The sequence below is a fragment of the Stenotrophomonas maltophilia genome (assembly GCF_003970865.1).
Lineage (GTDB): Bacteria > Pseudomonadota > Gammaproteobacteria > Xanthomonadales > Xanthomonadaceae > Stenotrophomonas > Stenotrophomonas maltophilia_AR.
This window is the reverse complement of sequence record NZ_RXLZ01000029.1, coordinates 13,279-32,581: the sequence shown is the minus strand read 5'-3', so window position 1 is coordinate 32,581 and position 19,303 is coordinate 13,279. Positions and strand designations below refer to the sequence as shown.

Sequence of the window (19,303 nt, the reverse complement as noted above, 5' to 3'; positions counted from 1 at the left end):
TAGGCGATGGCACTGGTTGCAAACGGTCACGAAGCGGCTGGGAACCAGTCACCTTCACGCCCCTATAATCGAGCAATGGACTCTTCATGGATCGACGCCACGCTCGCGTGGATTGCCGCTCACCCCGTGTTGGCGGGCGCCGTTATCTTCCTCATCGCCTTCTGCGATGCGGTGATCATTCTTGGCGCCATCGTGCCGGCGCTGCCGTTGCTGTTTGCGGTGGGCGTGTTCATCGGCCTGGGCCAGATCTCCGGGCCATATGCGGTGGCGGCAGCGGCCCTGGGCGCGTTCGCCGGTGACGGCATCAGTTACTGGATCGGCCGCCGCTGGGGCGACCGCCTGCGTGGCGTGTGGCCGTTCAGCCGCTACCCGCAGCTGCTCGACCGCGGCGAGAACCTGTTCCGCCGCAACGCCTTCAAAAGCATCCTGATCGCACGCTATGTCGGCGCGATCCGCCCGTTCGTGCCGGCCATCGCCGGCATGATGAAGATGCCGGCCAGCCGCTACGTGCAGGCCAGCGGCATCGCCAGCATCTCCTGGGCCGTACTGTTCCTGGCCCCCGGCTGGATTCTCGGTGAGGCGTATGACGCGGTGGCCGCCGTGGCCGGGCGACTGGTGGTGGTGGTCGGCCTGCTGGCGGTGATCCTTGGCCTGGTCTGGGCCATCGTGCTGTACGGCTACCGCTGGTCGGCCGCGCGCATGGACAACTGGCTGGCACGCCTGCTGGACTGGTCCAACCGCCACCCGACGCTGGGCCGCTATACCGTCGGCGTGCTCGATCCCAAGCGCCGTGAATCGGTGCCGTTGGCAATGCTGGCGTTGATGCTGCTGGTACTGGGCTGGGGCTGGTTCGCGTTGCTGACCGTGGTGGTCGCACACGGCGAGCCGCTGGCGATCGACCTGCTGGTGCACCAGGCCATGCTGGCGCTGCGCAATCCGCTGGCCGATTACCCGATGGCGGCGCTGGCATCACTGGGCGCCTGGCAGGTACTGCTGCCGGCCACCGCGGCGGCGATGGGCTACCTGATCTGGCGCCGGCGCTGGATGGCGGCCGCGCACTGGCTGGCCGCGCTTGCCTTCGGCCTGGCCCTGACCATGCTGCTCGGTGCCACCGTGGATGTGGTGCGCCCGGTCGACGCCAGCAGCGGCTTCGGCTTCCCCTCGGTGTCGGTGACCATGGCCACCATCACCTTCGGCTTCTTCGCGGTACTGATTGCCCGCGAGATGCCCGGCCGCACCCGCGTCTGGCCCTATCTGGTGTCGGGCATCGTGGTCAGCCTGATCGGCTTCTCGCGCCTGTACCTGGGCGCGCATTGGCTGAGCGACGTGATCGGCGGCATGCTGTTCGGCACGTTCTGGCTGCTGGTGCTGGGCATCGCCTACCGCCGCCGCTTCAACCGCTCGTTCTGGGTGAAGCCGGTGGCCTGGCTGTTCTACGGCGTCTTCGCGGTGGCGGCCATGTGCTATGCGCCGCGTAACATCCCGGTGAAGCTGGAACGCTTCGAACCGACCCTGCCGGCCCCGCAGGCGATGGACATGCAGACCTGGTGGCAGCACGACTGGGTGACGCTGCCGGCACGCCGCAACGAGTTCGACGACGACCAGCGCTGGCCGCTGGACGTGCAGGTGGCCGGGCCGCTGGCGCCACTGCAGGCACAGCTGGAAGCACGCGGCTGGAAGCGGCAGGAACAGGCCGGCTGGCAGCAGGCGCTGCTGATGCTGGACAAGAACACCGGCGCCGACGAACTGCCGGTGCTGCCGGCAACGTTGGACACCCGCGTGGAAGCACTGCTGATGGTGCGCCAGGGTGCAAAGCCGGATGAGCGCTACGTGCTGCGCCTGTGGCCGGCACCCGCGCAGCTGCAGCCGGGCAACACGCCGCTGTGGCTGGGCAGTGCACAGACCCTGCGTTACGAGCGCCACTTCGAATGGATCGGCATGTGGCACCCGCTGCGTGGCGTCGACCCGGCGTTGAACGCGGTGAAGGACGCCGTGCAGGACCTGCCGCAACGTGAGGACGTGCACAGCGAAACCGGGCTGCCGGTGCTGCGGTTGAAGACCACCACGCCCTGAGGAGGCCGCCGGGCATGACCCGGCGCTGCCGGAACACGGACAGGTAGCGCCGAACCATGTCCGGCGGAGTAGATCCACGCCATGCGTGGATGACATTCCCCGCATGCACCAGCGTGTGCACCAAGGTGCACACCCACCCGAGGCAGGCGGCTACGGCATCCAGCCCAGCAACTGCTGCAGTCGCTGGTGCGGGTCATCCATCTGCAGCAGCTGCAGGCGCTGCTGCTCGCTCAGCGGCAACAACTCGGCCAACCGCCAGCCGACCCAGCTGGCCTGGTCCAGCAGCGCCGGGTTGGCCGGCGCATAGGCCTCGCCGGCCTGTTCGATGATGTGCCCCAGCACCGTGGCCAGCAGCGCATGCTGCGGCCGTAGCTCATCGTCCGGGTCTTCATCGCACCATCGCACGTCCGCCACCACCAGGCCGTTGTCGCGTACGCGGGTGCGCTCGACATGGAAGCGGCGGGTGCCGCGCAGGCGCAGCTGCAGCACGCCGTCGGCGCCGACATCGAAGTCTTCGATGCGCACCTGCACGCCATACGCTGCCGGTGTCGCCGGGGCTCCCACTTCCTGGCCGTCGAGGATCAGGCAGACACCAAAGCCCTCGCCACTGCGGCCGCTGTCGCGGACCAGATCCAGATAGCGGCGCTCGAACACGCGCAGGCCCACCGCCGCACCCGGCACCAGTGTGGTGTGCAGCGGAAACAGCGGCAGCGAACCGTCGACGCTCATCGGGCCTGCAGCGCGGCAAGGAAGCGGCGCGGTGCGCCGTCGAAGCCACCGTTGGACATGAACACCACGTGGTCGCCACTGCGCGCGCTGGCCTGCAATTGCGCCAGCAATGCGTCGGTATCGGGCACCGCGTGCGCTTCGCCACGCACCGCGGCGATCACCGCCGCAGCATCCCAGGCCAGTTCCGGACGATGCAGGAATACCACTTCATCGGCCAGCGCCAGCGAGGGTGCCAGCGCCTGCGCGTGTGCGCCCAGCCGCATCGAATTGCTGCGCGGCTCCATCGCGACCACGATGCGCGCATCGCCCACCTTGGCGCGCAGCCCTTCCAGCGTGGTGGCGATCGCAGTCGGGTGATGGGCGAAATCGTCGTAGATGGTGATGTCGTCATGGCGGCCGATCACTTCCATGCGGCGCTTGACGCTGCGGAAGCGCGCCAGCGCAGGAATCACATCGGCCGGTGCCACACCCACCGCATGTGCGGCGGCCAGTGCGGCCAGGCCGTTGAGCACGTTGTGGCGGCCCAGCAACGACCACTGCACGTCGCCCATTGCCTGCCCGCGGTGATGCACGCGGAAGGCGCTGCCATCGGCGGCCAGCAGCTCGGCATGCCATTCCAGCGACGGATCGAATCCAAAGCGCTCGACCGGGGTCCAGCAGCCCATCGCCAGCACCTCGGCCAGATGCTGATCCTCGCCGTTGACGATCAGCCGGCCACGCGCCGGCACCGTGCGCACCAGATGGTGGAACTGGCGCTGGATCGCGGCCACGTCGGGGAAGATGTCGGCGTGGTCGTATTCAAGGTTGTTGAGGATGGCCACCAGCGGCCGGTAGTGCACGAACTTGCTGCGCTTGTCGAAGAACGCGGTGTCGTACTCGTCGGCCTCGACCACGAACTCGCGGCCCTGGCCCAGGCGGGCGGAGACGCCGAAATCCTCGGCGACGCCGCCGATCAGGAAACCGGGCGAACGACCGGCGCTTTCCAGCAGCCAGGTGAGGATGGTGGTGGTGGTGGTCTTGCCGTGGGTACCGGCCACGGCCAGCGTGTCGCGGCCCGGCAGCACCTGTTCGGACAGCCACTGGGCACCGGAAATGTAGCGCTGGCCGGCGTCGAGCACGGCCTCAACGGCGGCATTGCCGCGCGAGAGTGCGTTGCCGATCACCACGTCGTCGGTGCCGGCTGGCACGCTGTCGGCGCGGTAGCCCTGGTCCAGGGTGATGCCCAGCTGCTCGAGCTGGGTCGACATCGGCGGGTAGATGGCCTGGTCGCTGCCGCTGACCGTATGGCCCAGTTCCCGCGCCAGGGCGGCCACGCCGCCCATGAAGGTGCCGGCGATTGCAAGGATATGTACGCTGCTCATGACCGAGGATTGTGACCGATGACGGCTGTATAGGGCCAATGTCCGATCCGGGGTAAGACAAGTCCTACACAGGATGTGAGAAAACTCCAATCATCTGTCAGGGAAATCCCGATAGCGATGTTCTGTGAACCCGGACACAATTCGAACTGCCAGCCGCAGTACCCGAACCGGTCCTACTCCCCAAGAGGCCATCCCCAAGGGAGCTCATGCTGCGGGGCCCTGAGCAAGCCCTCTGCTGGCGCCTATCAAACGACACAGGCCTGGTCCTCGCGGACCAGGCCTGTGTTTTTTGCGCCCGAAGGGCCGGCAGTGCACCGGCCCTGCAGGATCAACCCTTGATCGCCGCCAGGATGCGGGCTTCGATCTCGTCCAGCTCGCCGACGCCGTCGACGCGGGCCAGGGTGCCGCGGCCGGCGTAGAAGTCGACCACCGGGGCAGTCTGGTCGTTGTAGACCTGCAGGCGCTGGCGCACCGCTTCCGGCGTGTCGTCGGCGCGGCCCTGCTCCTTGGCACGACCGGCGATGCGCTCGACCAGCAGCTCGGTGGCCACGTCCAGCTGCACCACGGCATCCAGCGGCTGGCCGATCTTGGCCAGCAGGCCGTCCATCGCATTGGCCTGGGCCACATTGCGCGGGTAGCCATCGAGGATGAAGCCCTTGGCGACATCGGCCTGGGTCAGGCGCGACTCGAGCATGCCCAGCAGGATGTCGTCCGACACCAGGTTGCCGGCATCCATCACCGTCTTGGCCTGCTTGCCCAGCTCCGTGCCGGCGGCGATTTCCGCGCGCAGCATGTCACCGGTCGAAATGTGGGCGATCCCCAGCTTTTCCTTCAGGCGCGTCGCCTGTGTCCCCTTGCCCGAACCGGGCGGTCCCAACAGAACCAATCGCATTGACCTGACTCCAACGTGTTGAAAACAAAGAAGGTTCGCGTCCCGGACGGACCGGTATCGCTGCACCGCAATAGCGCCACTTTACCGCATCCGGGTAATGTCCCTGCAATGTCCCCTCCCCCGAGCAGGTAGAAGCATGCGCAACGGTACTCTCCTCTACGCCCAGTCCGGCGGTGTCACCGCGGTCATCAATGCCACGGCCGCAGCGGTGATCGAGCAGGCGCGAGCCAAAGGCATCAAGGTCCTGGCCGCCCGCAACGGCATCCTCGGCGCCCTGCGCGAGGAGCTGATCGACACCAGCAAGGAGAGTGCCGCCGCGATCCGCGCCCTGGCCCATACCCCGGGCGGTGCCTTCGGCTCGTGCCGGGTCAAGCTGAAATCGCTGGACGCCGACCGCGCCCGCTACGACCGCCTGCTGGAAGTGCTGCGCGCGCATGACGTGCGCTGGTTCCTCTACAACGGCGGCAACGACTCGGCAGACACCGCGCTGAAGGTCTCGCAGCTGGCCAAGGCCTCCGGCTACGACCTGACCTGCATCGGCGTGCCCAAGACCATCGACAACGACCTGGCGGTGACCGACACCTGCCCCGGCTTCGGCTCGGCGGCCAAGTACACCGCGGTCTCGGTGCGCGAAGCGGCGCTGGACGTCGCGGCGATGGCCGAGACCTCCACCCGCGTCTTCATCTACGAGGCCATGGGCCGCCACGCCGGCTGGCTGGCTGCGGCCGCCGGCCTTGCCGGCAACGGCGATGACGAAGCACCCCACATCATCCTGCTGCCCGAACGCGCCTATGACGAGGCGGCGTTCCTGGCCAAGGTGAAGGCCGTGGTCGACCGCGTCGGCTACTGCGTGGTGGTGGCCTCGGAAGGCATCGCTACCGCCGATGGCCGCTTCGTTGCCGACGCAGGCGGCGGCAAGGACTCGTTCGGTCACTCGCAGCTGGGCGGCGTGGCTGCGCACCTGGCCGGCCGGGTCAAGAACCAGCTGGGCCTGAAGGTCCATTGGGCGCTGCCCGATTACCTTCAGCGCTCGGCTCGTCACCTGGCCAGCAAGACCGACTGGGAGCAGGCGCAGGCGGTCGGCAAGGCTGCCGTGCAGCTGGCGCTGAAGGGCCAGAACGGTGTGATGCCGGTGATCGTGCGCGGCAGCGATGCGCCCTACCGCTGGAAGATCGAAGCGGCGCCACTGTCGAAGATCGCCAACCATGAAAAGAAGATGCCGGCCGGCTTCATCCGCCGCGACGGCTTCGGCATCACCGCCAAGGCGCGGGCCTACCTGTCACCGCTGATCAAGGGCGAAGCCCCGCTGCCGTATGGCACCGATGGCCTGCCCAAGTACGTCACCCTGAAGAACGTGGCGGTGAAGCAGAAGCTGCCGGCCTTCGAAGGCTGAGCCAAAAAAGGGGACGGAGGGGATTAAGTCGCATCTGCCCCTCCGTCATCTCCAACAGCGTCAGCAGTGGGTCGGATACGACTTAATCCCCTCCGTCCCCTTTTAGTGGAGGCACACCATGGCACTGCGTGTTGTTCGACTGGGTACACCGCGCGCTCCCAGCGAGGGGCTGCGCATCGGTACCGTGCGGCGCCCGCCACGCGGCGTGCCGCGCAGCGAGTTCGCCCGGCAGGACTGGTACGACGTCTGGTTTCCGACCCTGTCACCCAGTGCGGAACTGGTGAAGCAGGCGCATGAGGCGAAGACGGCCGCCGACTGGAATGCATTCTTCCGCCACTACAAGGCCGAGATGAAGGCGCCAGATGCGGCCCACGCGCTGGACCTGCTGGCCGCGATGTCACAGCACAGCGACATCAGCGTGGGGTGCTACTGCGAGGATGAAGCGCATTGCCATCGCAGGGCCCTGCGAGAGCTTCTGGTGGCGCGCGGGGCGACGCTGGCGGAGTGATGATTGCAGGGTTGCCGGCCAGCGGCCGGCACTACCCGTGGATGACCGCTTGGGTACACCGCCCACGCAATTTCAATTGCAGGCCTTGCCTTCCATCTGCAGCTGCGCGGCGAACATCGTCACCTGCGGAATCTGGCCGGCAGCGGCCTGCTTCTTCGCTTCCTCCAGATAGATGCGCGACTGGCCCTGACCGTCCAGCTCGACCTTGTTGGTCGACGGCAGGCGCCACACGCGCACCACGGCCTGCTGTGCCGGGCATGCTGCGTTGGGCACGCGGATCACATCATTGAGCTTCCAGCCCTTGTCGGCACTTGGCTGCGCCTTGGCATAGTCGACAAAGCGCGCGCGCGGCTGGCACTGCTCGCTGGTCCGCACCGGTGCGAAGCGATACGGCTCGGCCGCCTGCCCGGTGAATGCACCTTCCAGGCGCGCGCAGGCCTCGGGAATCTGGCGCAGAGTGTGCACCGCGCCCACTGCCTGGGGGGCACCCACGGCGCGCTGCAGCTCCGGCGTTTCCGCGGCGAGTGCCGGTACGACCGGGACCAGGGCGGCAAGCATCAACAGGGACAGGCGCATGGGGGATCTCCTACGGGACTGTGCGCAGGCTTGCAGAGGCTGGCTTAACGGGGTGCAAAGGCCTGCGGCTCTCGAATCATGCCCTTGGACTGGCGGCATGCGCCGCGGCTCGCAGGAGCCAGTCGAGCACGGCTCGACTCTACAGTGCGCCGAACGCATACTGCGGGTACCAGGGAATGCTGAACACCGCCATACGTCGGACGACCGCCAAGGTCGGTACGGGTTGGTTCCAGGCTGCAGCCCGTCGTCCCCCTCGTGGTGCCGTTCATCGCCACTGGATGCCTACATCCATTCTGCGGAGGGGTCTAATGCTGGAACGTCACGGGCTGTCACTGGCGCTGGGCTGCGCCATTCTCGCGATCCTGTTCGGAATCGTCTCGGCGCGCTGGATCCTGCGCCAACCCACCGGCAATGAACGCATGATCGCGATCGCCACCGCGATCCAGGAAGGTGCGCGTGCCTATCTCAACCGCCAGTACCTGACCATCGGCGTGGCCGGTGTGGTGCTGTTCGTGCTGGTCGGCATCTTCCTCAGCTGGTACACCGCGATCGGTTTCGCGGTCGGTGCGGTGCTGTCCGGCGCGGCCGGCTACATCGGCATGAACGTGTCGGTACGCGCCAACGTACGCACTGCCGAAGCTGCACGCCACGGCATCAGCGCCGCAATGGACGTCGCCTTCCGCGGCGGTGCCATCACCGGCATGCTGGTGGTCGGCCTGGGCCTGCTGGGTGTGGCCGGCTACTACGCGTTGCTGCTGCGGATGGGCCTGCCGATGGAACAGGCGCTACACGCGCTGGTCGGCCTGGCCTTCGGCTCCTCGCTGATCTCGATCTTCGCGCGGTTGGGCGGCGGCATCTTCACCAAGGGTGCCGACGTCGGCGCCGATCTGGTCGGCAAGGTCGAAGCCGGCATTCCCGAAGACGATCCGCGCAACCCGGCGGTGATCGCCGACAACGTCGGTGACAACGTCGGCGACTGCGCCGGCATGGCCGCCGACCTGTTCGAGACCTATGCGGTCACCGTCATCGCCACCATGCTGCTGGGCAGCCTGATGCTGGCCGAGGCAGGTGCCAACGCGGTGCTCTACCCGCTGGTGCTGGGCGGCGTATCGATCATCGCCTCGATCATCGGTGCGCTGTTCGTCAAGGTGAAGCCAGGCGGCTCGATCATGGGCGCGCTGTACAAGGGCGTGATCGTCTCCGGCGTGCTGGCCGCCATCGCCTTCTACCCGATCACCACCGGGTTGATGTCCGACAACGTGCACGGGCCGATGGCGCTGTATGGCTGCGCGTTGATCGGCCTGGTCCTGACCGGGCTGATCGTGTGGATCACCGAGTACTACACCGGCACCCAGTACAAGCCGGTGCAGCACGTGGCGCAGGCGTCGACCACCGGCCACGGCACCAACATCATCGCCGGCCTCGGCATCTCGATGAAGTCCACCGCACTGCCGGTGGTGGCGGTGTGTGCGGCGATCTGGGGCGCGTTCGCGCTGGGGGGCCTGTACGGCATCGCCATCGCCGCCACCGCGATGCTGTCGATGGCTGGCATGATCGTCGCCCTCGATGCCTACGGCCCAATCACCGACAACGCCGGTGGCATCGCCGAAATGGCCGAGCTGCCCTCGGAGATCCGCGACATCACCGATCCACTGGATGCGGTGGGCAACACCACCAAGGCAGTGACCAAGGGCTATGCGATCGGCTCGGCGGCGCTGGCGGCACTGGTGCTGTTCGCCGACTACACCCACAACCTGCAGGCGGCCAATCCCGGCCAGGAGTTCCGCTTCGACCTCAGCGACCACACGGTGATCATCGGCCTGCTGATCGGCGGCCTGATCCCCTACCTGTTCGGTGCGATGGCGATGGAAGCGGTCGGCCGCGCGGCGGGTGCAGTGGTGGAAGAGGTGCGGCGCCAGTTCCGCGAGATCCCCGGCATCATGCAGGGCACCGGCAAGCCGCAGTACGACAAGGCGGTGGACATGCTGACCCGCTCGGCGATCCGCGAAATGATCGTGCCTTCGCTGCTGCCGGTCGCCGTGCCGGTGGTGGTCGGTCTGCTGCTGGGGCCACGCGCGCTCGGCGGACTGTTGATCGGCACCATCGTGACCGGCCTGTTCGTGGCCATTTCGATGACCACCGGCGGCGGCGCCTGGGACAACGCCAAGAAGTACATCGAGGACGGCCACTTCGGCGGCAAGGGCAGCGAGGCGCACAAGGCCGCGGTGACCGGCGATACCGTCGGTGACCCGTACAAGGACACCGCCGGCCCGGCGATCAATCCGCTGATCAAGATCATCAACATCGTGGCGCTGCTACTGGTGCCGCTGTTGTAGATCCACGCCATGCGTGGATGACGGGCCCCATGGCCCGGTCACCGCCCGCGCAGGAAGAACGACACCGGCACCATCACTTCCACCGGGTCGCCGGCCACTTCGACCGGCGGCGCCGGGACCGGGCTGGCCCGCTGCACGGTGTCCAGCGTCTCCTGGTCGAGCAGCGCGAAGCCGCTGCTGCGGCCCAGTTTCAACCCTGAGACCGCGCCGTCGCGGGCCACGGCAAAGCGCACGTAGACCACGCCCTGCTGGCGCAGCCGCTCGGCCTGGCGCGGATAGCGGCGGTGCTTCTGCAGATGCCCGAGCAGGCGTCCTTCCCAGGTCGCCTCGGCGCGACTGCGTTCGCCGGCCGTGGTCTGCGGCGCGGTATAGCGCGCGGCCGCATCGGCCGCCACCTGCGGCGGCGCGCTGGTCTGCGCGACGTTGGCGTCAGCGGTTTCCGGCGAGGGCGTCGGCTCCGGCGTACGCGGCGGTGGCAGGTCACCCTGCGGCTGCACCGGCGCCTTCGGTTGCTCGCGCAGGGCCGGCTTCGGCGCCTGCCGCTGCTGTTGCTGCTGCAGTGGACCGGTGGCGACCTCGCGCGGCGGCACCGGCGGTGCCTGCGCCATCGGTGCCAGTTCCAGCATCAGCGCGGCGGGCGGCGCCGTCGCAGCCAGCACCGGTGCGCGCGTCGCCCACCAGCAGGCCGCGCCGATCAGCAGCGCGTGCACCAGCAGCACGATCGCCAGGCTGGTCGCCCAGCGCCGCAGTCCACTCATCGCGCTCCCTGCTCCATGCCGACCAGCGCCACCTTCAGATAGCCCGCCGCGCGCAGCGCATCCAGCGTGGCCATCAGTTCGCCGTAGGGCACACGGGTGTCGGCGCGCAGGAAGATGCGCTGCGCGGTGTCACTATGGGTGGCCACCTGCAATGCAGCGGCCAGCCCGTCGCGCGCCACCGCCTGTTCGCCCACGCGCAGCGACAGATCGGCCTGCACGGTCACATACACCGGCGCCTGTTCCGGCGGCGTGGCGCCAGCGCTGCTGGCCGGCAGCTGCACCGGCACTGATACGGTGGCCAGCGGAGCGGCCACCATGAAGATGATCAGCAGCACCAGCATCACGTCGATGAAGGGCGTGACGTTGATCTCGTGCGCTTCTTCCGGCGTGTCGTCGCGGTCGGACGCGGTCCTGATCGCCATCGTCGTGCCTCAGTGCACCGCACGCAGCGGTGCCGCTGCGGTACGCGGCACGGCACGATCAAGATCGCGCGAGACCAGCTGCTGCACGGCCGCCGACAGATCGCCGAGCAGCCCACGCAGGCCGGCCAGCACGCGGCTGAAGTGGTTGTAGACCAGCACCGCAGGAATCGCCGCGACCAGGCCGAGCGCAGTCGCCAGCAGGGCCTCGGCGATGCCGGGCGCAACCACCGCCAGGTTGGTGGTGTTGCTGTGCGCGATGCCGATGAAACTGTTCATGATGCCCCACACCGTACCGAACAGGCCGACGAAGGGCGCCACCGCGCCGATGCTGGCGAGCACACCGATGCCGCGCCGCTGCACGCGCGCGGTCTCCAGCTCGATGCGGTCCAGGCGTGAAGCGACGCGTTCCTTGATGCCGTCGCGACTATCCAGATCCTGCGACAGGCGCAGTTCAGTGCGGGCGGCGTCCAGCATCGCCCGTGCGATGCCCTGCTGCACACTGGCATCGGCGCGCTCGCCGGGCAGGCTCGGCACCTGCAGCAACAGCGCGCGCGCCGCGCGCAGCTGCCGCGCCTGGCGGGCCAGCTCCCAGCCCTTGGCCAGCAGCACGGTCCAGGTGGCCAGCGACGCCAGTGCCAGCGCGATCATCACGGCCTTCACCACCACGTCGGCGGCCAGGTACATGCCCCACGGGGTCAATGCGGGGGCGGCCACGGGGGCCAGGTCAGCAGGCAGCATCGTCTCGGTTTCCATCAGCATCAGGGGTCGCTGCGCGACGACGGGCCGCGCGCGGATCATTGGCGTCGTCCACTTCCACGACCGGATTGGGCTCCAGCCGCGGTGCCGGTCGGCTCAGCACGTAGCCGGCGCTGACCGCGAAGAACAGGCCCACGCCCAACAACAAGCGCCACGACGGGTGTGCGCCCCAGCAGAACAACGCGAAGCCCACCGCCATGCCGGCACTGGCAAACGCCTTGCCCTTGCGCGACACCGCGCCCTGCTCGCGCCACAGCCGCAGTGACGGGCCGTAGCGCGGATGCGCCAGCAGGCGCTGCTCGAACTTCGGCGAGCTGCGCGCGAAGCAGCCCACGGCCAGGATCAGGAAGATGGTGGTCGGCATCACCGGCAGCAATGCGCCGATCACACCCAGGCCGACCATCAGCCAGCCCAGCGCGAACCATAGCCAGCGCATCAGCGCTGCACCTGTGGGCGCGCGCCGTGCATCAGGCGAATTCCACTTCGACGTGGCCGTGCACGCTGCGGAACGCGGCGTCGGCTGCATCGATCACCTGCTGCTCCTGCTCGGCACTCAGCGGTACCGCGTCCAGCGCAGCGGTGAATTCACGCCAGTGGCGCGCTGCGCCATCGGGATGCGCGGCCAGGTGACGGGCGCCGAAATCACGATCCAGGCCGAGCTTGGCGGCCATCTTGTACAGAATGGTGCCGCCGAGGTTGGAGCCTTCGGCCACGTACAGCCAACCCAACGCAGCCGGCAGCGCGAGGTCCGAGGGCAGCGCGTCGATGTCCGCACCTGGCAGGGTCTGCTCCAGGTCCTGCAGGTCGCGTGCGATCTGTGCCAGGCGACGGCGCTCATCGAGATCGGGCAGCAGTGCGTCCAGCGCAGGGTTGGCATACAGCGCATCGATGCTGCGGTGGAAGCGATACTGCACGCGCAGGAAGCGAGCGAAGTTGTTGCGGTCGGCGAAGATGTCGCCGGCCATGATGCGCTTGTCCAGGGCACCGTGGCTGTCGCGGGTGGCGGCCTTGAGCCGCAGGCTGCGGCTGTCTTCAGGAGCGATGTGTGCGTTCATGGGGGAATGCCAGGAGGGTCGTCCTGCTGTAGACGTTCGCTGCGGGGCTTTCCCCAAGCCCGTGTGCACCGATAATGGGCCATCCCCTTTTTCCACCCGGAACCGACGATGATCACCACCGAACCGCGCATGACCAATCTGTTCCTGCAGCTGGGCCTGGATGCCAGCGCCGAGGGCATCGCCCGCTTCATCCGCGAGCACCAGCTGGCCACCGATGTCGAAGTGGCCGAGGCACCCTACTGGAACGATGCCCAGCGCCAGTTCCTGTCTGAATCGCTGCAGGCCGATGCAGCATGGAGCACCGTGGTGGACGAGCTGAACGAGTCGCTGCACGAAGATGCGGTGAAGGCTTCGACCGGGCTGTAAGCACCCTGATGGGGGCGCCGGGCATGGCCCGGCGCTGGCGATTGCACGGCAGAAGCGGTGCGGACCAAGGTCCGCACCCACCAAAGGCGCTCTGCGCTGGCGATCAGTACTTCCAGGTCAACGCCAGGCGCGCGGTGCGGCCCGGGGCCGGCATCACACCCAAGGCAAGCGGGTCCAGGTAGTAGCGGTCGGTCAGGTTGTCCACGCCGGCTTCCACCGACAGCTGGTCGTTGAAGCTCCAGCTGGCAAACAGGTCCACCAGCGTGGTTGGCCGGTACAGCTGCTGGATCGCCGACAGGCCCACGTTCCAGTCCTTGTCCAGCTTGCTGATCGGGCCGGCGTTGTGGACCACGCGGGTGCCGAAGATCAGGCGCTCGTCGAACAGGCGCGAGCCCAGGGTCAGGTTGACCATGTAGCGCGGCGGGTTCTGGGTGTTGGTGTACGAACCCTCGAAGCCGCCGTCCACGCAGTCGGGCGTGTTGGCCAGCTCGCCGTTCCTGCGCTGCGCCCCATAGGCGCGGCGCTCGGCGGCGATGTCCGGCGCGCAGGTCTTGGCCTTGAAGTAATAGTGCGCGGACAGATCGGCAAATACCTTGCCGCTGTCATAGCTGGACTGGAACTCCATGCCCGAGACCTTGAACTGGTCGACGTTGCGGATCAGGCCGGCCGACAGCGTGCGGTAGTCACGGGTGATCAGGTCGTCGATGCGGGTATCGAAGTACGCCAGCTTCAGCGCCAGGCGGTCGCCGGCGGTAAACAGGTCATAGCGGATGGTGCTTGCACCGATTTCCCAGCTGCGCGCGCGCTCCGGCTTCAGCTCGCCCACCGGTTTGGCGGCGGTGAACAGGCCCAGCGTGGTTTCGAACAGGCTCGGCAGCTTGGTGCCTTCGACATACTTCACGTAGACCATGGTGTCTTCGCTGAAGCGGTAGGCCACGCTGGCAGTCGGCGAGAACGCGCTGTCACGACGGCGGATCGGCTGCGACCAGGTCCAGCTGACCGGCACTTCCAGGTCCTGCGCCTTGCCGGCGTCGTAGAAGTTCCAGCCACCGATGTCGCCCACCGTGCCCTTCTTGTACGGTGAGGCCAGCAGCGATTCCTGGGTGAAGTTGCCGTTGGCATCCGGATACCAGTTCAGCAGCGCGATGCGCTTGGCCCGCCACGACGGCAGCGCCGGATTGCCATTGAGCAGTTCGGTGTAGCGGTACTGGCCCTGCACTTCATAGGCATCGGGCGTGGCCAGGCGGTTGCGGTCATGCACATCCACGCGGTTCCAGCGGCCGCCGGCCAGCAGTTCCCAATGCTCATCGGGCTGCCACTTCAGCGAGGCCACGGCACTGTATTCCTTGCGCTCGGCGTTGCGCAGGAAACGGTTGTTGACCAGATCGTCGTGCATGACCGGCCCCGAACTGCCTGGCGCGATGTCTTCGTCGCTGTAGGACAGGCCGTAGTCGAGGGTGAACGCGCCAGCACGTGTGTCGAACTTCGAGGTGTTGCTGGCATCCAGTCCGAAGCGCTTCTGTCGCAGCGGATTGCGGTAGGCATCCTTGTAGCCGGGGTCGCCACTGAAGCTGGGCGCGTCGTACCACTCGGTGCGGCGATCGAAGTACCAGGGGGTGATGCCGGTCAGGCTGTTGTACATCACGCTGTCGGTGTCGGTGTACGCGGCGTTGACGCGCAGGTCGATCAGCTCGCTGTCCGGATTGAAGCGATAGCGCAGGGTGTAGCTGTCCATGTCGACGTGGCCCGGATCCCATTGCGGAATGCGGTCCCGTTCGACGCGGATGATCTGCGAGGCCATGATCTCGCCGGCGGTGCCTTCATAGCGGCGGTAACCGGCCTCCAGCGTCTGCGCGTCGTCGATGCGCCAGGTGCCCTTGAGCAGCGCCGACTTCGAGCGCGCCGAGGTATTGAAGACCTCGGTACGCGGCGGGTTCAGCGGTGCCAGCGTGCGCCGGGTCTGCGGGAAGTCGTCGTAACCGTGCTTGCCGGAGAAATAGTTGCCGTTGTCGCGGTACGCATAGGCGGCGACCAGATCGAAGCGGTCCCAGTGACCGGCTGCGGCCACGTTGAAGAACTGGCTGCCGGTGGCGCTGCGGTCGGAACGCGGCGCGGCGCTGTAGGACGGCAGATTGTTGGCACTGGCGTTGGCCAGGCCGCCACGCACGCGCACGCCGAAGTCGCGCCCTTCGCGCAGCACGTCGCCGATCTTCAGCGTCTCCATCTCGACCACGCCGCCGATGCCACCGGAGGCGTTGGCCTGCAGGCTTGGGCCCTTGGTGATGGTCAGGCTGGAGATCAGGTCCGGGTCGAGGTAAGTACGCTGCGATTGACCGGCGTAGCCGCGGTAGGTATCCATGCTGGACTGGCCACCGTCGATGATCACCGGCACGCGGCCCTGGCCCTGGATGCCGCGGATGTTGACGTCGAAACCATTGCCGACGCGTGGGTCACCGGCAGTGACGCCGGCCACGCCCTTGACGATGTCGCCGTTGGACGTACCGCGGAAACGCTCCAGGTGCGTGCGGTTGAGCGTGGTGGTGGAACCGACGCTGCGATAGCTGTCGAGCAGGCGCGCCTCGTCGCTGGTCGCGCCACTGTCAACGCGGTCGCCGGCCACGCTCAGCGTGTCGGTAACAATTACTCCGCTGTCGGCCTGCGCCGGCGTCGCCGCTTCCAGCGTGACTGCATCTGCGCTGACCCGGCGCACCGCCAGGCCACTGCCCTGCAGCAGCTGCTGCAGCGCCTCGTTGGCCGGCAGGCTGCCATTGACCGCACGCGAGCTCACCCCGTGGGCCAGGGTGGCCGGATACACGACCTGTACGCCGGACTGGCGCATGTAGCTGCGCAGCGCCTCGTCCAGGGGCTGCGCCGGAATGTCGAAGCGCTGTACGGCGGCGTGATCGCCACGGGCGTTCTGTGCCAGCACGGATGGCGTGGCACTGGCCAGGCCGGCAGCCAGCAATGCAATGCACAGGCGGGACGGGCGCAGCGCGCGGCCCGGGCGGTGGGAGTCGAACATGGGGAACCTGTCAGGTAATCGGTGCCGCAGGCGCGGCGTCATCCGCAACACAGGCGGACACGGCGACGTACGTGGCGGCGGCGGGTACGTTCGCGGGGTAAGACGGTTGGGCGCGCGGCAACCCCAAGAGCGATTTGCGGTCGCGGAGGGTGCCGACCGTTGGCCGGCACATTGGGAACATCATCCACGCATGGCGTGGATCTACTGATGGATGATGGCGACGCCGAGCGGCAGGCGGGTGACCTGCAGACCTGCTGTTGCCGCCAGCGCATCCAGCGCCTGCTCGGGGCGATCGATGCGCAATGCGGCACTCACTGCAGGCAGTCGCGACAGATCACCGCGCACGAACGTCGGGCCGGCACGATAGCGCCCCACCCATTGCACAGCGTCGGCGACGCTGGCCTGCTCCAGCAGCAGCTCGCCCTGGCGCCATGCACCCACGCTGTCGGCCGCCACATCCTGCAGACGCGTCACGCCGCTGCGCTCGCCATAGACGGCACGCTGGCCCACCTGCAGGTAGGTCCAGCCACCGTCGGCCGGGCTGGCCACACGCACCCTGCCCTGCCCGACCTGGGTTTCCACGCGGTCATCGCCACGCGCGACGGTGAACGCGGTGGAGATGTCCTCGACCACGCCATTGCCGGCACGCACGCTGAAACGTCGCTGCGCATCCGGGCTGACCTCGAACCAGGCGCGCCCGCGCAGCAGTTCGACCTCGCGGGCATTCGCGTCGAAGCGCACGGCAATCGCACTGTCGGCGTCCAGCACCGCACGGCTGCCATCAGGCAGCGTTAGGTTCTGCACGACGTGCGTGCTGCGATGGTCCGCCTGCAGCCGCAACCAGGCCTCCGGCCATGCCACCAGCATCGCCAGCGCAGCTGCAGCGGCCATTGCCCAGCGCATTCGATGCGGGCGGCGGCGTTCGGCGGGCCGGGCCTGCGGGCGTGGCCCGACACTGCGCCACAGCGTGCGCTCGTGCTCGAAGGCCCGGCGGTGCCCCGGCTCTGCCAGCCAGCGCTCGAACTCGTGCATGCGCCCCTCGCCGATGTCACCCGAGGCCAGCCACGCAATCCAGCCCCGGGCCTGTTCGGCCAGGGCATCGTCATTGGCGGCGGGCAGCGTGTTCGGCGGGCTCATCGGCTGGCGGACAGGCGCATTCAAGCGCGGGCGGGGGAACTAGACCGCATCTGCGGTCCAGTGATCAAGACGTTTCAGCGAGGGCCAGCCCCAAGCCGGGGCGATCATCGGCCGCTGCGAGCCCAGGCCAGGCGTTGCAGCGCCGTGCGCACATGGTTCTCGACGGTGGTCACCGACACCCCGAGGCGGCGGGCGATCTCGGCCTGGGTCAGCCCCTGCAGGCGGTTGAGCCGGAAGATGGTGCGGGTCGGCTCCGGCAGGTGTCCGGCCGCATCCAGCACACGCTGCAGCTCGTCCTGTGCCATGGCCTGTTCCTCGGTCGAGATGACTTCGTCCGGTCCCCACAGGTAGTGGTCGGCCAGCAGGCGGTTGCGCCGGGTCGACTCGCGGCCGTGGTCGGTGGCCAGGTTGGCGGCCAGCCGGTACAGATAGGCCCGCGGATTTTCGATGGCCTGGCTGTCATCGACGCCACGCGCCTTGAACCACACCGCCTGGATCACGTCCTCTGCGCCGTTGTCGCCCCCCAGGATGCGCTGCACCCGGCGTAGCAGCGCAGGCCGCTCGCGGATCAGCAGTTCGGTGAGGGAGGCGGCATTGGAGGACATGCGCGGAACCGGGACGACAGACGGAAGGCGCCGCGCATGCTACTCCGTTAATGAGAATCAGTCACGTTCGCATCAATGGATGCACCCGGTCAGCCCGTCATAGACGCTCTGCGAGGTCCCCGGCAGCGGGTCATGCAGTGGATTGCGGGCGGCGAGCGCCGCATGGAAGGCCTCCACCGGGGTACCCGCCACCAGCGGCAGGCGGCACAACCAGGTCGGCTGCCGTGCCGTGATCGCGCCATCGTTGCGGGAGACCTCCAGGTCACTGGCGGCAAATGCCCACAGGCACTCGTGGACGGTGCCACGCACCGCATCCACCGAGCAGCGCAGGCGCAGGGCGCGGATATCGCTGTACTCGCCTTCGCAGAAGGTATCGCCGCAGATCGCGTCGAACCCATACTGCAGACGTCCCTCCAGGGCAAAGAAGCGGTCCCAGTTGGCTTCCTGCCGCGGGTAGTCGATCAGGTCGACGTAAGGGGAGGCCTGGGCCAACGGCGCAACCAGCAGCATGCAGAACAGGCCGAACGGCAGGGCAGACACTTTCATCGGCGGACTCCTTGGGAAGGTCGGTCCAGCCTGCGCCCCCGCACTGGCCGGCCCCATCAGCCAACCCCGGCCTGCCGCGTGGGTCCCTGCCCCACGCAGCCGTCAGCCCCTCCCTCTGCACAGCGCCCGGCAAAGGCATAAAATGGGGGGCTATCCGTCTATATCCCCCACCTGGAGCACACCATGGGTCTGGAACTCGTCTCGCCCGGCAAGAACCCGCCGGAAGAAATCAACGTCATCATCGAGATCCCGAAGGACTCGGAGCCGGTGAAGTACGAAGTGGACAAGGAAACCGGCGCGATCTTCGTCGACCGCATCCTGTCCACCCCGATGCGCTACCCCTGCAACTACGGCTACGTGCCGAGCACCCTGTGCGGCGACGGCGATCCGGCCGACGTGCTGGTGGTGCTGCCGCTGCCGCTGGTGCCGGGCTCGGTGGTGCGCTGCCGTCCGGTCGGCGTGCTGAAGATGAGCGATGAGGCGGGCAGCGACGAGAAGATCCTGGCCGTGCCGGTGTCGAAGATCTTCAGTGGCTACGCCCACGTCGAAGACATCGCCCAGGTGTCCAGCCACTGGCTGGAGCGCATCGGCCACTTCTTCGAGCACTACAAGGACCTGGAAAAGGGCAAGTGGGTCAAGCTCGACGGTTGGGGCGGCGCCGCCGAGGCCAAGCAGATCCTGATCGAGGCTCACCAGCGCCATCTCGACAGCAAGGCCTGAGCCTGAACCGGATCGCTCCGGCGGCACCCCGCCGGAGCGATGCGGGTC

19 protein-coding genes are annotated in these 19,303 nt (G+C 67.8%); 6 read left to right on the top strand and 13 right to left on the bottom strand.

Annotation, left to right across the window (positions count from 1 at the left end):
* The first annotated feature begins 75 nt into the window (after positions 1-75).
* The gene (locus EKL94_RS11360; RefSeq protein WP_126929189.1) at positions 76-2,073 is read left to right on the top strand and encodes a bifunctional DedA family/phosphatase PAP2 family protein; all 1,998 of its coding nucleotides are present in this window, start codon (positions 76-78) and stop codon (positions 2,071-2,073) included.
* Between the two features lie 150 nt (positions 2,074-2,223).
* On the opposite strand, the gene EKL94_RS11355 is transcribed toward EKL94_RS11360, so the two are convergent.
* The 3 genes from EKL94_RS11355 to EKL94_RS11345 all read right to left on the bottom strand — a co-directional run bounded on the left by EKL94_RS11355 (position 2,224) and on the right by EKL94_RS11345 (position 5,055).
* Positions 2,224-2,802, bottom strand: coding sequence for an LON peptidase substrate-binding domain-containing protein (locus EKL94_RS11355; protein WP_010484006.1), 579 nt, complete (start codon positions 2,800-2,802; stop codon positions 2,224-2,226).
* The gene (gene mpl, locus EKL94_RS11350; RefSeq protein ID WP_126929188.1) at positions 2,799-4,163 is read right to left on the bottom strand and encodes a UDP-N-acetylmuramate:L-alanyl-gamma-D-glutamyl-meso-diaminopimelate ligase; all 1,365 of its coding nucleotides are present in this window, start codon (positions 4,161-4,163) and stop codon (positions 2,799-2,801) included. The genes EKL94_RS11355 and mpl overlap by 4 nt, the downstream gene beginning before the upstream one ends.
* 328 nt (positions 4,164-4,491) lie before the next feature.
* On the bottom strand, positions 4,492-5,055 hold the full coding sequence (locus EKL94_RS11345; RefSeq protein WP_032128385.1) for an adenylate kinase: 564 nt from the start codon (positions 5,053-5,055) through the stop codon (positions 4,492-4,494).
* A 136-nt stretch (positions 5,056-5,191) separates the two neighbouring features.
* On the opposite strand from EKL94_RS11345, the gene EKL94_RS11340 reads away from it, so the two are divergent.
* The gene (locus EKL94_RS11340) at positions 5,192-6,448 is read left to right on the top strand and encodes a 6-phosphofructokinase (RefSeq protein WP_126929187.1); all 1,257 of its coding nucleotides are present in this window, start codon (positions 5,192-5,194) and stop codon (positions 6,446-6,448) included.
* Positions 6,449-6,566: 118 nt separating this feature from the next.
* Positions 6,567-6,956: a DUF488 domain-containing protein gene (locus EKL94_RS11335; protein ID WP_126929186.1), complete on the top strand. Its 390-nt coding sequence runs from the start codon at positions 6,567-6,569 to the stop codon at positions 6,954-6,956.
* 72 nt (positions 6,957-7,028) lie between these two features.
* Here EKL94_RS11335 and EKL94_RS11330 read toward each other — a convergent pair whose 3' ends face one another.
* Entirely contained in the window at positions 7,029-7,532 is a 504-nt protein-coding gene (locus EKL94_RS11330; RefSeq protein WP_126929185.1) for a hypothetical protein, read from the bottom strand.
* Between the two features lie 308 nt (positions 7,533-7,840).
* On the opposite strand from EKL94_RS11330, the gene EKL94_RS11325 reads away from it, so the two are divergent.
* A complete protein-coding gene (locus tag EKL94_RS11325; protein WP_126929184.1) occupies positions 7,841-9,868 on the top strand; it encodes a sodium-translocating pyrophosphatase in 2,028 nt (675 codons plus the stop codon).
* 38 nt (positions 9,869-9,906) lie between these two features.
* Here EKL94_RS11325 and EKL94_RS11320 read toward each other — a convergent pair whose 3' ends face one another.
* From EKL94_RS11320 to EKL94_RS11300, 5 genes are read right to left on the bottom strand one after another with little or no spacing between them, the layout of a single operon-like run.
* Positions 9,907-10,626 carry an energy transducer TonB gene (locus tag EKL94_RS11320; protein WP_126929183.1) on the bottom strand — a complete coding sequence of 240 codons (720 nt, stop codon included), beginning with the start codon at positions 10,624-10,626 and terminating at the stop codon, positions 9,907-9,909.
* Positions 10,623-11,048, bottom strand: a complete 426-nt coding sequence (gene exbD, locus EKL94_RS11315) for a TonB system transport protein ExbD (RefSeq protein WP_126929182.1) — start codon at positions 11,046-11,048, stop codon at positions 10,623-10,625. Before exbD ends, EKL94_RS11320 begins: the two co-directional genes overlap by 4 nt.
* Positions 11,049-11,057: 9 nt before the next feature.
* Entirely contained in the window at positions 11,058-11,786 is a 729-nt protein-coding gene (gene exbB / locus EKL94_RS11310; RefSeq protein WP_126929181.1) for a tonB-system energizer ExbB, read from the bottom strand.
* The gene (locus tag EKL94_RS11305; RefSeq protein WP_110713541.1) at positions 11,773-12,240 is read right to left on the bottom strand and encodes a YbaN family protein; all 468 of its coding nucleotides are present in this window, start codon (positions 12,238-12,240) and stop codon (positions 11,773-11,775) included. Before EKL94_RS11305 ends, exbB begins: the two co-directional genes overlap by 14 nt.
* Before the next feature lie 31 nt (positions 12,241-12,271).
* Entirely contained in the window at positions 12,272-12,859 is a 588-nt protein-coding gene (locus EKL94_RS11300) for a biliverdin-producing heme oxygenase (protein ID WP_126929180.1), read from the bottom strand.
* Positions 12,860-12,967: 108 nt separating this feature from the next.
* Here EKL94_RS11300 and EKL94_RS11295 point away from each other — a divergent pair, with 108 nt between their 5' ends.
* Positions 12,968-13,225 (top strand): DUF2789 domain-containing protein, encoded by a 258-nt coding sequence (locus EKL94_RS11295; RefSeq protein ID WP_126929179.1) that lies wholly within the window; start codon positions 12,968-12,970, stop codon positions 13,223-13,225.
* Positions 13,226-13,328: 103 nt separating this feature from the next.
* Here EKL94_RS11295 and EKL94_RS11290 read toward each other — a convergent pair whose 3' ends face one another.
* From EKL94_RS11290 to EKL94_RS11275, 4 genes are all read right to left on the bottom strand, one after another.
* A complete protein-coding gene (locus EKL94_RS11290; RefSeq protein ID WP_126929178.1) occupies positions 13,329-16,247 on the bottom strand; it encodes a TonB-dependent receptor in 2,919 nt (972 codons plus the stop codon).
* Between the two features lie 201 nt (positions 16,248-16,448).
* Positions 16,449-17,384, bottom strand: a complete 936-nt coding sequence (locus EKL94_RS11285; RefSeq protein ID WP_126929177.1) for a FecR family protein — start codon at positions 17,382-17,384, stop codon at positions 16,449-16,451.
* A gap of 104 nt (positions 17,385-17,488) precedes the next feature.
* Positions 17,489-17,989 carry an RNA polymerase sigma factor gene (locus tag EKL94_RS11280; protein ID WP_126929176.1) on the bottom strand — a complete coding sequence of 167 codons (501 nt, stop codon included), beginning with the start codon at positions 17,987-17,989 and terminating at the stop codon, positions 17,489-17,491.
* A gap of 72 nt (positions 17,990-18,061) precedes the next feature.
* On the bottom strand, positions 18,062-18,535 hold the full coding sequence (locus tag EKL94_RS11275) for a hypothetical protein (RefSeq protein ID WP_126929175.1): 474 nt from the start codon (positions 18,533-18,535) through the stop codon (positions 18,062-18,064).
* A gap of 183 nt (positions 18,536-18,718) precedes the next feature.
* Between EKL94_RS11275 and ppa the strand changes: the two genes are divergently transcribed.
* On the top strand, positions 18,719-19,255 hold the full coding sequence (gene ppa / locus EKL94_RS11270; protein ID WP_005410935.1) for an inorganic diphosphatase: 537 nt from the start codon (positions 18,719-18,721) through the stop codon (positions 19,253-19,255).
* Positions 19,256-19,303 lie beyond the last annotated feature (48 nt).

Excerpts from the sequence above, each read along its gene's own strand:
- EKL94_RS11360 (WP_126929189.1), top strand. The coding sequence starts at position 76 with ATGGACTCTTCATGGATCGACGCCACGCTCGCGTGGATTGCCGCTCAC.
- EKL94_RS11355 (WP_010484006.1), bottom strand. The coding sequence starts at position 2,802 with ATGAGCGTCGACGGTTCGCTGCCGCTGTTTCCGCTGCACACCACACTG.
- mpl (WP_126929188.1), bottom strand. The coding sequence starts at position 4,163 with ATGAGCAGCGTACATATCCTTGCAATCGCCGGCACCTTCATGGGCGGC.
- EKL94_RS11345 (WP_032128385.1), bottom strand. The coding sequence starts at position 5,055 with ATGCGATTGGTTCTGTTGGGACCGCCCGGTTCGGGCAAGGGGACACAG.
- EKL94_RS11340 (WP_126929187.1), top strand. The coding sequence starts at position 5,192 with ATGCGCAACGGTACTCTCCTCTACGCCCAGTCCGGCGGTGTCACCGCG.
- EKL94_RS11335 (WP_126929186.1), top strand. The coding sequence starts at position 6,567 with ATGGCACTGCGTGTTGTTCGACTGGGTACACCGCGCGCTCCCAGCGAG.
- EKL94_RS11330 (WP_126929185.1), bottom strand. The coding sequence starts at position 7,532 with ATGCGCCTGTCCCTGTTGATGCTTGCCGCCCTGGTCCCGGTCGTACCG.
- EKL94_RS11325 (WP_126929184.1), top strand. The coding sequence starts at position 7,841 with ATGCTGGAACGTCACGGGCTGTCACTGGCGCTGGGCTGCGCCATTCTC.
- EKL94_RS11320 (WP_126929183.1), bottom strand. The coding sequence starts at position 10,626 with ATGAGTGGACTGCGGCGCTGGGCGACCAGCCTGGCGATCGTGCTGCTG.
- exbD (WP_126929182.1), bottom strand. The coding sequence starts at position 11,048 with ATGGCGATCAGGACCGCGTCCGACCGCGACGACACGCCGGAAGAAGCG.
- exbB (WP_126929181.1), bottom strand. The coding sequence starts at position 11,786 with ATGCTGCCTGCTGACCTGGCCCCCGTGGCCGCCCCCGCATTGACCCCG.
- EKL94_RS11305 (WP_110713541.1), bottom strand. The coding sequence starts at position 12,240 with ATGCGCTGGCTATGGTTCGCGCTGGGCTGGCTGATGGTCGGCCTGGGT.
- EKL94_RS11300 (WP_126929180.1), bottom strand. The coding sequence starts at position 12,859 with ATGAACGCACACATCGCTCCTGAAGACAGCCGCAGCCTGCGGCTCAAG.
- EKL94_RS11295 (WP_126929179.1), top strand. The coding sequence starts at position 12,968 with ATGATCACCACCGAACCGCGCATGACCAATCTGTTCCTGCAGCTGGGC.
- EKL94_RS11290 (WP_126929178.1), bottom strand. The coding sequence starts at position 16,247 with ATGTTCGACTCCCACCGCCCGGGCCGCGCGCTGCGCCCGTCCCGCCTG.
- EKL94_RS11285 (WP_126929177.1), bottom strand. The coding sequence starts at position 17,384 with ATGAGCCCGCCGAACACGCTGCCCGCCGCCAATGACGATGCCCTGGCC.
- EKL94_RS11280 (WP_126929176.1), bottom strand. The coding sequence starts at position 17,989 with ATGTCCTCCAATGCCGCCTCCCTCACCGAACTGCTGATCCGCGAGCGG.
- EKL94_RS11275 (WP_126929175.1), bottom strand. The coding sequence starts at position 18,535 with ATGAAAGTGTCTGCCCTGCCGTTCGGCCTGTTCTGCATGCTGCTGGTT.
- ppa (WP_005410935.1), top strand. The coding sequence starts at position 18,719 with ATGGGTCTGGAACTCGTCTCGCCCGGCAAGAACCCGCCGGAAGAAATC.